This is a genomic window from Marinomonas gallaica (genome assembly GCF_001639745.1).
GTDB lineage: Bacteria > Pseudomonadota > Gammaproteobacteria > Pseudomonadales > Marinomonadaceae > Marinomonas > Marinomonas gallaica.
Genome location: NZ_LTAX01000010.1, coordinates 32,426 through 45,217 on the forward strand (window position 1 = coordinate 32,426; position 12,792 = coordinate 45,217).

Sequence of the window (12,792 nt, forward strand, 5' to 3'; positions counted from 1 at the left end):
TCCAATCATTGAGACAGCGATAAGTTACTGCGTCATTATTAGTTTACACGTTACGAAAGGAGTAAATGAAGATGAGCAAAGATGTTGCTGAAGTAATCGTTGAAACATTGGCTAACGCTGGCGCAAAGCGCTGCTATGGCGTTGTTGGCGATACAATCAACCATTTTACAGATAAAATTCGAACCTCTGAAATAGACTGGGTGCATGTTCGTCATGAAGAGGTTGGGGCATTTGCTGCTGGCGCGGAAGCCTACATGACTCAAGAATTAGCGCTTTGTGCAGGAACATGTGGGCCAGGCAGTCTTCACTTCATCAATGGTATTTTTGAATCTCATCGAAATGGATCACCTCTAGTATTCATTGCATCGAATGTTGATCGCCAAGAAGAGGGGCTTAATTTCCCTCAAGAAGTCGATCAAACTAAGTTATATGAACAATGCTCTGTGTTTTGTGAAAGGATATCTCACCCTGATCAAGCTCAGCGAATCGTGACGCAAGCGGCTCAAGCAGCATTAGCCCATCAAGGTGTGGCCGTTGTGGTTGTAAATGGCGATATGTTCAAAGAAAAAATGCACAGTGATATGCATTGGTCAGTGCATCGAACTCAGCCTGTTACTCACCCAAATCCCGAAGAGATGGATAAGCTAGTTGGGCTTATCGATGAGGCCGAAAAGATTACGCTCTATGCGGGCATTGGTGCAAAAGGTGCCAACGAAGAGCTTATTCGATTAGCGAAATGTCTTAATGCTCCGATCGTCCACAGTACGCGCTCCAAAGAATTTATTGAGCCAAATAACCCTTATAATGCTGGAATGACAGGAATTTTGGGTAATAAAGCAGGAATGGAAGCCGTTCTGGATTGTGACCTATTAATTTGTTTGGGAACGGATTTTGCTTATACACAGTTCTACCCGACAAATGCCAAAATCGCACAGGTTAATCTCGATACCACCCATCTAGGTAAACGCTGCCCAATTGACTTGGGTTTGACGGGTGATGTTAAGGCAACCGTTCAACAGTTGTTGCCAAAATTAAGTCAACGCAGCGATGAAGCTCATCTCGATAAAGCCCTAAAGCAATGGCAGAAAGACTTAGAAGGTTATCGTAAAGAAGAAGTCTCAGATCACTCTTTGATACACCCACAAACGGTGACGCGACGACTCAACGAGTTAGTCGGTGATAATGCTATCTTTACCGCAGATGGTGGCTCACCAATGGTATGGTTGTTACGTCACTTAGAAGCAAAAGGGTCGCGTCGTTTTCTTACTAGCTTATCTCATGGCACTATGGCCAATGCTTATCCTCAGGCAATGGGTATTGCGAAAGCATATCCTGATCGTCCAGTCATCGCACTTTGTGGTGACGGTGGCATGACCATGTTGATGGGGGATTTATTAACCTTGGTGCAGGAAAATATCCCAGTAAAACTGCTTATTTACAACAATGAATCCCTTGGTTTTGTTGAAATGGAGCAGCGCGTTGAAGGGCAGCTAGACAGCTTCACTAAGTTGCAAAACCCTGATTTTGCAGAAGTAGCGAAAGCAATGGGCTTGGATGCTTGGCGCGTTGAGCAACCAGAAGACATTGATAATGCTATGAAACAATGGCTAGCTTCAGACAAACCTGCTTTGTTGGATGTCAAAGTCAGCCCTATGGAGCTTGTTATGCCTCCTAAAATTGAGGCAGGCCAAGTTGCTTCAACCGCCTTGTTCGGTATTAAAGCGGTACTAAACGGTCGTATGAGTGAAGTGACAGATTTGCTTAAAGATAACTTTCTTCGCTAAAAATCGAGCTCAGTGAAGTGATTTTTACGCAATCAGAATTCCCCATGAACAGCAACCATGTTCATGGGGATTTTTTGACCTCTATTTCTGCTAGAGATATGGGCGAAGAAATCGAGACACTGGCCAAGCAATTCGCCAGCTAAAAAGAAACGCTCATCTTTCTCTTGGCTGTTTATTCGGTCTTTGAGTCCTCTTCGCGACTCGTTAGGCTCAAAGGTTCCTTAAACGTCAGTGTACGATATGGGAATGGAATTTCAATGCCAGCATTATCAAGCCCATATTTGATAGCAGTAACGACTCGATCCCTACTTACGTGCATGCTCAGCGGGTCAGATTTCGCCCACCAGCGCACGGTAAAATCCAGCGAAGAAGCGTTAAATTCTCGGGCGTATACCTCAATACCGCGGTCTTGATCGATCTCTTCAATGTTTTCAAGTGCTCCAATGATGACCTCACGTGCTTTGTTGACATCCTCACCGTAGGCCACACCAACGACAAGGTCGAAACGCCGTATTGCAAGGTCTGTCAGTATATAAACAGGGTTTTTAAACAAAAAACTGTTCGGCACGACAATAAGTTGATCATCGACTTCACGAAGATAAGTTTCTCTAACTGTAATTTTTTCAACTCGACCGCTAATGCCTTCACACTCGATGTAATCGTTTATGCGCATAGGCTTTCGAAGCATGATCAAGATACCCGCAAAAAAGTTTTCGAAGATATCTTTAAACGCCAACCCAACGGCAACGGAGCCTAGGCCTAATACTGTAAGTAATTTGGCCGGAGTGAGGCTTGGGAATATAACAGTGACCGCAAGCAATACACCTATCGTCCATAGGGTTACTTTCGTTAAGGTAATAAATAGGTCGCGTAACGAAGGGCGTATATTGGAGCGTTTGAAAGATTGTCTTAGTAGGTGTGTTAAAACAGCGGATACACACCAAGTAAGGAATAAAACGATGGCGGCAATAAAGAACAAAGGCAACATTTCAATTGTTCCCAGCCACATGCTGTGAGCTTTCTCTTGCAAAGGCTCCATAAATTTCATCAGTATACTCCTTAAAATGACTGAAACTTGAATGCCAGCGCTCAGATTGGGGATGAATTCTAGGTCGATTATAGAACAAAGTAGGCACGCCTCCCACGCAAAAGAATTGATTTTGAGGTATCGCTTGGACTAGAAAAATACGTGTAGAGAAATGAAATGGAAAGAATGAACAGTATCCATAAAAAATAAAGCAATTTATTTTAGTTTTATGATCTGGGTGAATATCAGGCGCACTACTACTGCAGTGCGCCGCGAGCCCAAAGTATGTACTTGTCTCGATCTAATGGACTGATGCCACGGTAAGCAGTAGTTTGTCCTTGTTCGGGCGAGCAGATCTCATAGCCTGATAAGCGTGTGCTCATTTTTGCATGGCCCCCACTCAATGAAGCGAGTTTTATTGCGTAGTCTAGTGATGTAGCAGCAGGGAATTTTCCTCGTATGATGACGCGATTTCCTTGGAACTCTGGAGCGTCAAAATGCCCGCGCATTTTAGTGATGTCACTGGTGAGGGTACCAAGCAGCTCACTATCCGCTTGAATCTGAAAATCTAGAATAGGCTCGAGTAAATCGGTATCAGACTCGTTTAAACCATTCATGATCGCCATCGGTGTGGCAATTATAAAGTCACCAGGGCGGCTGTGTTGAACATGATCGGAGCCATCGATGAGGGTAATCTTAACATCCGTGATGCTCCAACCTTTGATACCTTGTTTTAACGCTTTAGCGAGATTGGCTTGAATCTCATTTTGATACTTTGCAGCGATTTGATTAACGCTGACTTTTGATTCGTAATGCACACCTGAGCCTCTTTGAGCTGGCTCAATCAAGAACCTTACAATAGCCCAACAAGGTTTCGGCATCCAGTAACACTCATACCCTTCAACAGGTTGGGTCGGAGTTTCTTTATAGATAATACTGGGTTGCTTGAATGTAGCTTGAATAGCAAAACGCTGTTGAAGTATTGCTTGCAACACTTCTACTTGAATCCAGCCATTGATGTTGACGTGAAGCTCTCGTTGTTCGACTAGCCATTCAAGATTAAGCAGCGGATCTTCATCAGCGAGCTCCGTTAGTGCACTTGCCAGCGCGCTAAAATCTTTTTCATTATCTGGTATTACTTGAACGGTTAAAAGTGGCGCTGAGAGCTGATAGGCATCAGGAACAGCATCACCAAGCCCTAATATATCACCTATTTTTGCGGACTGGAGACCACTGACAACGCCAATATCACCTGCTTCGATACAATCCATATCTTGATATTTACCGCGTATCACACGCTTAACTTGGCTTGCTTTGTCTTCAATAACATATGCTTCGTGACTACGAGTAGCGTTGTGAATTTTATCTCTTGCGTTGAGAGTGCCTTCAAACACTCGAACATAAGCCATTTTGCCAATACGCTGATCATGCTCAATTTTAAAAACGATCGCTGAAAGTGCGGCATTATTATTTTGTTTAGCATTAGGTAAGTAATGAATTATGGCGTTTAGAAGTTCATTGATGCCAATTCCTGCTTTGGCAACACCCGTGAATACAGGATAAATTTCGTTGCAAGAAATAGCATGACTAAGTTTCTGGTCCACTTCCTCGAATGTTACTGGCACACTCTCTATAATGGCCTCAAGCAACTCATCATCTAACTCGGTCAAGCGTTCAAGCAACGGCTGTAACCATGGTTCAAGTTCTTCACTTGTGAATTGGCTAGGGCAGTTTGCTTTAAACCAGCTATCCGATATTCCGGCATTCGTTTGACCTAAGTTGCTTGGTTGCTGTAATAAGACAGCATTGGGGCTGAGATTTTGATGGATTTCAGCCATGACACGTTCAACATCTGCACCTGCTCGATCAAGCTTGTTTATAAAAATAAGTGTTGGGATATTGAGATACTGTAGCGCATCAAAAATGCTGCTGGTATTGGCTTGAACACCTTCGACTGAACTAACGACAAGAATGGCGCAATCTAACGCGCGCAAAGAGCGTTCCACTTCCGCACTAAAGTCAACATGCCCTGGGGTATCAATCAGATTGATTTGATGATCGTTCCAATAGAAGGTTTCTGTTGCTAATCGAACAGAAATGCCTCGCTCACGTTCTACTGTTAGAGAGTCCGTTGCTGTCGTTCCGTCATCGACACTGCCCACTTTTCGAGTCGCGCCTGAAGCAAATAGCAACTGTTCAGTTAAGGTGGTCTTGCCAGCATCTACATGGGCCACAATGCCAATATTTTTACAAACCTTCGTCACGTGCAATCTCTAGCTAAAAATAAGCGCATAGTTTACTTTGGTTAATGCAGGAGTTCGAATGACAAAAGATTGTGAAGACAGTGAAAATAGGTATTAACGTTAATAAGTCGGATATTTGGTCTTTAATCGACACAATCCAAGCTGAGCTTTTCAATTGCCTTAAACTAAAAAGAAGGATCTCATTTTTAAAAAATGGGTGAGATCATTCTTTGTCTAAATAACTACTTATAGACTATCTTTAATGTTTAAGCGAATCGTGTAGCGCTTTAAGACGCGCGGCTAGATCGTCTAGCTGTTCGTCTTGAACTTGAGAAACACAAGCTCGAATGCCATCGGTATGCTCCGAACCGGTATTTGCTAAGGAAATTGCACTGATACCGAAGCACAACAGCGTTTTCATTAATGTGTCGCCATCCATGTCGGGATGAGACAAAGTGAAGTAAAAACCATCACTTAATGATTCGCCATTGTCATTTTCGTAAACCAACTTGAAGCCGTTTTCAAGAAACATTCGCTTCATCTTTTGAGCTCTATCTTTATAGATTTTTGTGATCTGCAAAAATGGAAGCTCGCCATCACTAGCAGCCTTTAACATTGCGGCCAACCCATATTGTGCTGAGTGAGTGACACCCGAAGAAAAGTTATGCAAAGCCCCTAATGTGATGGCTTTACCAAACAGAGTTTGACCAAGTGATGGTTTTAATGTCGGGCATTCTCGCGCAAACAGTGCGTCTGATATCACTAAACAACCGACCCTTTGACCTGCATAGCTGAATACCTTAGAGCTAGAAATCAGCAATATATGTTGGTCTGTATAGAGGGCAATGCTTGGTTGGAATGGTGCTTGGAAAGGCTTTGCATAGTCCTTTCGATAGTCCATTCCGAAATACGCCAAATCTTCAATGACAATAACATCATAACGCTTTGTTACTTTGGCAATGATTTGCAGTTCTTTCTCATCAAAGCAAATCCAAGCTGGGTTATTGGGGTTTGAGTAAAGCAGCGTTGTATACTCTCCACTAGATAAGTGTTTTTCTAACGCCTCTTCAAGTGCATCACCCCTGTGTTCGTAAACATCAAAGCTTCCCCATTGTTGCCCTAGCATTGTCAATTGACGCTTTTGGTTAGGAAACCCAGGATCAATAAACAGTGTTTTTCCATTTTCGCGAAGTCGGTTTGCCACCACAAATGAGGCTAGGGCGCCTTGAGCAGAACCAACGGTTGGAAAACACCCAGCTTGATCTACTTGAATATTTAGAAATGCTTTACAGAAGCGACTAATCTCATGCTTTAAAGATGAAACACCCTCAATCATAGGATATTTAGACGCTACACCAGATTTTAAGGCTGTGATTTCAGCCTCAATCCCAATTGAAGGCGCCTCTAGGCCTGGTACGCCCATTTCCATTCGAATAAACCGCTGCCCTGACTCGGTTTCAAGTTGATTAACCAAGGACACCAGCTCTCGAATACCTGCACGAGAAAGTGCAGAGATGTTTGCTTTGTCTAATGCGTTGTTGATCAGTTCTTTGTCGATAAGAGTTGTCATTGAATAAGCTTCATTATCAAATTTGTGAATGTTTGAAAGATGCTAACTCAACCCACCTAGTAGAATGTAACGATTAAAATGCATCAAATCACAAGATAAAATTGCGGAAAATAAATTGAAGGGGTTGCTACAGTACAACGAAGTGCCTTAGAGGCGGGCGTTTTGACAACACTCCGGCAGCCACTATTGATACTGAAAACTCGAATGTTCTAACGTTTCATTTGGATAGGTCTTAATAGACTATTCATTTTAATATAAAACAATCAATAGTTTTTAAATTTTTTAGGGTACGAGTCAATAAAACTCGTACCCTAAAAATGTATTATCGGTATTCTGGATAATCGGTATAACCATTTTCATCACCACCAAATAACGTTGAACTATCCAGTTCTGCTAGTGGTTGCTCATGCTTAAAACGTTTTACCAAGTCTGGATTAGAGACAAAAGGTCTTCCGAACGCGACTAAGTCTGCATAGCCTTTCTGAAGTATTTTTTTTGCTAGTTCTTGGTTGTAGCTGCCGGCAACAATAATAGTATTGGTAAAGAGCTCACGAAGCTCAATACGAAAGCTCTCAGGGATAATTGGAGCGTCATCCCAGTCGGCTTCCGACAAATGTAGATAAGCAATATCACGTGATTGAAGCTGTTTTGATGCCTCCAAGATCGTCGGCACAATATCTGGGCAGTTCATATCCTTAAACGTGATAAAAGGGGCCAGACGAACACCGATCTTATCAGCTCCAATGACTTCACTAACGGCATCAACTATTTCTAGTAAAAAACGAATACGGTTTTCTCGTATGCCACCATAGTTGTCATTTCTATGATTAGAGTTGGTGCGTAAGAACTGGTCAATCAGATAACCATTGCCACCATGAATCTCCACACCATCAAAGCCCCCCTCAATTGCGCATTTTGCTGCATTAGCAAAATCACTCACGACACGGTTAATATCTGATTGCGTCATAGCTCGTGGTTCCACGCAATCTACCATGTTGCCATTACCTTGCTCGTCGGCTATCCATACTTTTGTTTCAACAGGCTTACATGCTGAAGGTGCAATGGGTTGCTCACCATTTTGAAAAACAGGGTGAGAAACACGACCAACATGCCATAGTTGACAGAACATTGCGGCACCTTGCTGCTTTACTGCCTTAGTAACAGCTTTCCAGCCAGTGACCTGCTCATTAGTATATACCCCCGGTGTGAATGAATAACCTTGTGAGTCATCAGAGATTTGCGTTGCTTCAGAGATAATTAAGCCTGCCGTGGCACGTTGTTTGTAATACGTTGCCATCATTTGATTTGGAATATTACCTGGCTGACTAGTTCGTGCACGAGTCATTGGTGCCATCACTATACGGTTCTGTAGTGCCAACTTTTTAATGTGTGTCGGCTCGAATAGAGTGTTCATGGTTACCTTCTTATTTACGTAATAGTGTTTATTGCTAACAGATTAGATCTAACTCTACACGCCAGTGATGCAGTACAATTGAGTACTAATCGAAATGCGTTCTGTTAGCACTTACTATTAATACCCCATATATTGTGTCGCATTGGCCCACTTTGTTGCCTGCTGAGATGACGTCATTCTCCTGTCATCACTTCGATAAGGAGATTATAAGTATTGAATTTGATATTTATAATTGAGTAATATTTGAATTTATTATTCAGGTAATCCGAATAATGATATTTGAGGAGAGGGTATGGACAAGTTTTCTGATATGACATTGTTTGTCAGTATCGTTAAAAATCAGGGCCTGGCTGCAGCCGGCAGAGAGCTAGGCTTATCCCCCGCAACTGTAACGGCAAGAATGCAAGCTTTAGAAAGCCGCTATGGGGTTAAATTGCTTAACCGTAGTACCCGACATATTTCTCTGACAGACGCAGGTGCTATGTACCATCAATCCTGTATAGACATTATTGACAGGGTTAAGGAAACGGAAAATATACTCCATACAGGAATAATTGAGGTTCGGGGAACTTTGAAAATCTGTGCCCCTAGAGACATTGGAAAACAGTACATTTCACCTATTATTTCAGAATTTTGTGAATTGTATCCTGATGTGATCCCTTACCTATATTTGAACGACAACCTATCTAACGTGATGGAATCTGGTCTAGATTTAGTCATTCGTTACGGTGAATTAGCAGACAGCAACCTCGTTTCTCGTAAGCTTGTCTCTAGTCAACGGGTTTTATGTGCATCTCCAAAGTATCTAAGAAAAAGAGGTACTCCGATAATTCCACAAGACTTAGTAAACCATGACTGCTTAGTAATGGTACGTAGTAACGAAGAGCTAAAAACATGGTATTTTCAAGATGCCGAGCATCGTAAAGCGATTACTGTGATACCGAAGCGTTTTTCAGATGATGGTGAAATTATTAGGCAGTGGGCACTAGATGGCATAGGTATCGCTATGAAATCATATATTGATGTGCAAGAAGATATAAAAACACAGAGATTGGTTACTGTACTCAACGCTTATACAAAGAACTTTAATTCGTCAACTTCATCTGCTGGGGCTGACTTAAATGTTATTTATCCAAGTCGTCAGCATCAACCTAAAAGACTTCGCTTGTTTGTTGATTTTTTGATCGCTCATTTTTCTGAAAATACTTAGTGTCTTGTGTGCTTGGTTCAAATTTTTATGGCTTATAAAAACTCAAACTTGAAAATGAGTTGAGGCATAACAAAGTAGTGAGTGTGCCCACTATCGTGGTGATTACAACCGACAGTAGCGACCCAATCAATACGTATTCAGTCATGCTGCGATCATCGGATTTATTTAGCTCGCCAAAACGAAAGATGGATTTTGCGGCAATAACAAAGCCTACGGCGGTATAGCTTCCGGTTAATGTAAACGTCAAAATGAGTGTTCGCTCTAAATAACCGATTAGTTCACCTCCGGCGATGAGACCATTGGCTTGTGTGCTGCCTTGGCTTGATAAGGGGTATTTCTTCAAGATACTACCTATCACAATCGATGTTGGTTTTAAGATCAACAAATATGCGAACGATACCAGCATGACATTATCAAGGTTTTTGCTTTGAACTAGGGCCGCTACTGAGACACCATCGCTGAGAAAAAAAGCTATGCTAACAAGAACGAGGATATGTAAGACTTGGTCAATCAAAAAATACGAAAAAGAGTCACCTTTTGGCATGACGACTTTCCAGAGGTCAATCGCGAAATGTGTGGTGGTAACCAGCGCTATCGCATAGAGGATAAGAGTCCAATCAATTCCGAATATCAACGCTGGAAAGATCAACCCTGTGCCATGTAGCAGGGAGTGGATATACAGAGCCCAAGATCTGTGTTTATGCGTTCGTTTTGCTATAACCCAGCTTTTGGGCTGCAAGTAAAAGTCGAAAATCACATGAATCAATAAGAACGACGCAATTAGACCGATGAAATCAGGCATTTTTGTATTCCAGCACGTGGTTTTTAAACTTTATGATCAGTTCATCGATCAGCTTCCAGCCAGAAGCTTTAAGGGATTTACTGGCGGTAGCGGTTGCAATATCAAGTTTGGTGGCAAGCTCACTGACAGTCAAATCATCATCACTTTGCAGCATCGTCAGGAGGACTTCACATTGGCGCGAGGTCAGCTCAGATAACTGTTTATCTAGATATTTAAGAAGCAGTTCAAAGTGCTCGGTGAGCGAAAGGCTATCAGACGTAAAAATAATGCGATCATTTTTAAGTGCTTTTAAAGCTCGACCAGAGAGTATAAATGCAGTCCCCATTGATTCCGAAACTGAGCTACGTATATCTGCATGGGCGGCGATGGCAAGACTAATACGACTATCGAATGGTTTGCCTAGCGATTTTATAGCAACACGATAAACGATCGCATAACGTAAAACATTCTCTATGTCTTGCTGGATCACGGTTTGAAATTCATCACCTCTGTCAATACTGTGAGCATTGCTCGCATTTTTAGCGGTCACCCAAGCTTGCACAGTTTTAATCCTGCCTAACACTTCCTCAAACTGATGGGTGGTCAATTTAGTTGAGTTAATCAAATCACCCGTTATAACGGCTATTGAACTGTCGGTGTGCTGCACATCAGTGCTCCTAGAGGGTATTTATTCAAATTTAGCCAATTATAGCTAAAAATTCAAATTTTCCTTTTTATGGCTAATTTTTAACAGTTAGCCTATTTAGGCTTAATTTATATCGAACTAAAAATGTCATGGTGATGTCGACTGTGATCGCACTAAGCCACTGAATCTCGTGAGTAACTGTAGTTGCGACGCAGCTGAATCAGGTTGTTAGGCCATTATCATGTTATCTATCACGCGCTTCCTGCCAATTGAAGAGTAAGGGGCTTGGCCCCAAGACTCGGCATATAATAGGCGATATTGTTTAGCGGATTATTGGCCTAAAGGACGAACCTTTTCGCCTAGTACATCGCATATATAAAGCATTTGTACGAGGACAATCATTGATACTAGCAATGGGGTAGATAAGGCTAAACCCTGTAAGCCGAAAATAGCCCCCATTAACATTTGGCCACTCAACATAACCGCTGGCGGAAGTGACACGGCTTTCGTTTGAACATAAGGCGTTAGAACATTACTTTCCAGTAGTTGTACTGAAAAATAAACAATAACAACATATAAAGCTTGGGTTGGGCTATCAATGAAGCCAACCAAAACAGCTGGAATAGCTGCTGCAATAGGACCAATAAAAGGCACAAATGACAGTAGGCCTGCTAACAAGGCGAGAGCCATCACTAATTGCATATCGAGTAACCAGAGACCTAGCGCTGTTAACACCCCGACAGCAGCCATTGATGTTGCTCGCCCTATTAACCACCATTTTAATGCATGGTAAACTGAGAGATTAACCTCGTTCAGTCGCTCGCGTTTGTCACGCGGAAACAAATACAAGAACCCCTGAATGTAAGGCTTTGGATGCAGGGCTAAGTAAAAACCAATAAAAAACATAACGAACAAATCAGCAAAGGCACCAAATATCGTTGAAAAAGCGCCGGTCACTTTGCCCATTAACTTTCCTGGAGACAATGGGGCTTGCTCCCACTGTTCTCGAGCCCAACTTATAAGGGGCTCTCCCCATGCTTGATTTTTTAGATACCCCTGTATCTGATTAAGACCACCGCTTAGTTGCTCACTTAATTGTACCATTTGGTCAGCAATAGCAGGGCCAGCCGTTAAAACAGCAAGCAGTGTGAGACCAAAAAATAAGGCGGTTACGAGTAATACTGAGCCCCATCTAGGTAGTGGTAAAATTGCTTGAAGCGGACTAGCAAGGCCAGTCAAAAACACACCAAACAAAACGCCGCCAAAAATCAATACAAGCACATAAGCTAAATGCCAGAGTAATAAAAATAGGCTCAACGCTACGGTAATAATACCTACGGTAGCCAACAAGCGCCGCAAATATTGGCTATATTCAGATCCCATCTATTACATCCTTTGTTTGTGTAGACATCTCGACAAGGAGAAAAATTAAATAAACCGTGACACTTCGCTACAACAACCAAAGCACAGCGAGAAGTGACGAAAAGTAAGTCGTATCGCGACAATATCAGATTCATGCCTGCTTAGACTAATGTATAAGTTGTTACATAGTATATGCTTGATATTTATGATCCGTTAAGGCAACACTGCTTAAAGCATTGATTTCAACTGTGGTATGAATTTTTACAGAGGTTGGGGTGACATCAGGAAGGAGATAGAACCAGAATCTGAGACTCTGGTCCAAAAAGTACTAGTTTTGCGAGTATTTCACTCGGATTTTACTGTCATCAATGTTGGCATGGTGCAGATTTTTTAGTGCTGTATCCGCTTCTTTTTGATCTGGCATTTCAACAAAGGCAAAGCCTTTGGACAAACCTGTTTCTTGGTCTAATACCAAGGTGCATTCTTCAACAGTGCCATGAGCAGTGAAAAGAGTGCGAATTTGTTCTTCAGTTGTGGTGCGCGCAAGGTTGCGGACTAAAAGTTTCATAGAGATGTTTGCCTATTGTAATTAGTGTCTATTATCTCAGTTCTGTATGACCAAACCAAGTAAAGAATAAAATCCATCATTACTTAGCGGCGATAGAAAATGCGTGAATGGCAAAGAGTAGGGGCGAGGCTGTGGTGAATTGAGCTATTTTTGAGTATTACGCTGGTGCAAAGCAAATGCGGAACTA

At 42.1% G+C, this 12,792-nt stretch carries 10 protein-coding genes; 2 read left to right on the forward strand and 8 right to left on the reverse strand.

From position 1 onward, the window contains the following. Positions 1-71 precede the first annotated feature (71 nt). Positions 72-1,784, forward strand: a complete 1,713-nt coding sequence (locus tag AYW76_RS10935; RefSeq protein WP_067219775.1) for a thiamine pyrophosphate-dependent enzyme — start codon at positions 72-74, stop codon at positions 1,782-1,784. 172 nt (positions 1,785-1,956) lie between these two features. On the opposite strand, the gene AYW76_RS10940 is transcribed toward AYW76_RS10935, so the two are convergent. From AYW76_RS10940 to AYW76_RS10955, 4 genes are all read right to left on the reverse strand, one after another. Beyond that, positions 1,957-2,832, reverse strand: coding sequence for a mechanosensitive ion channel family protein (locus tag AYW76_RS10940; protein WP_067219778.1), 876 nt, complete (start codon positions 2,830-2,832; stop codon positions 1,957-1,959). Positions 2,833-3,068: 236 nt separating this feature from the next. Next, positions 3,069-5,075, reverse strand: coding sequence for a GTP-binding protein (locus AYW76_RS10945; RefSeq protein ID WP_197467809.1), 2,007 nt, complete (start codon positions 5,073-5,075; stop codon positions 3,069-3,071). Positions 5,076-5,313: 238 nt separating this feature from the next. Beyond that, positions 5,314-6,624: an aminotransferase class I/II-fold pyridoxal phosphate-dependent enzyme gene (locus tag AYW76_RS10950; protein ID WP_067219785.1), complete on the reverse strand. Its 1,311-nt coding sequence runs from the start codon at positions 6,622-6,624 to the stop codon at positions 5,314-5,316. Between the two features lie 322 nt (positions 6,625-6,946). Then, complete coding sequence (locus tag AYW76_RS10955; RefSeq protein WP_067219788.1) at positions 6,947-8,038, reverse strand: alkene reductase; 1,092 nt, start codon at positions 8,036-8,038, stop codon at positions 6,947-6,949. A 292-nt stretch (positions 8,039-8,330) separates the two neighbouring features. On the opposite strand from AYW76_RS10955, the gene AYW76_RS10960 reads away from it, so the two are divergent. Next, complete coding sequence (locus tag AYW76_RS10960; protein ID WP_067219791.1) at positions 8,331-9,248, forward strand: LysR family transcriptional regulator; 918 nt, start codon at positions 8,331-8,333, stop codon at positions 9,246-9,248. 25 nt (positions 9,249-9,273) lie between these two features. On the opposite strand, the gene AYW76_RS10965 is transcribed toward AYW76_RS10960, so the two are convergent. The 4 genes from AYW76_RS10965 to AYW76_RS10980 form a co-directional block, all read right to left on the reverse strand. Further along, the gene (locus AYW76_RS10965) at positions 9,274-10,050 is read right to left on the reverse strand and encodes a DUF3307 domain-containing protein (RefSeq protein ID WP_067219795.1); all 777 of its coding nucleotides are present in this window, start codon (positions 10,048-10,050) and stop codon (positions 9,274-9,276) included. After that, the gene (locus AYW76_RS10970) at positions 10,043-10,696 is read right to left on the reverse strand and encodes a MarR family transcriptional regulator (protein ID WP_067219798.1); all 654 of its coding nucleotides are present in this window, start codon (positions 10,694-10,696) and stop codon (positions 10,043-10,045) included. Before AYW76_RS10970 ends, AYW76_RS10965 begins: the two co-directional genes overlap by 8 nt. Before the next feature lie 309 nt (positions 10,697-11,005). After that, positions 11,006-12,058, reverse strand: a complete 1,053-nt coding sequence (locus tag AYW76_RS10975; protein WP_067219802.1) for an AI-2E family transporter — start codon at positions 12,056-12,058, stop codon at positions 11,006-11,008. Positions 12,059-12,365: 307 nt separating this feature from the next. Further along, on the reverse strand, positions 12,366-12,605 hold the full coding sequence (locus AYW76_RS10980) for an RNA recognition motif domain-containing protein (RefSeq protein ID WP_067219805.1): 240 nt from the start codon (positions 12,603-12,605) through the stop codon (positions 12,366-12,368). Positions 12,606-12,792 lie beyond the last annotated feature (187 nt).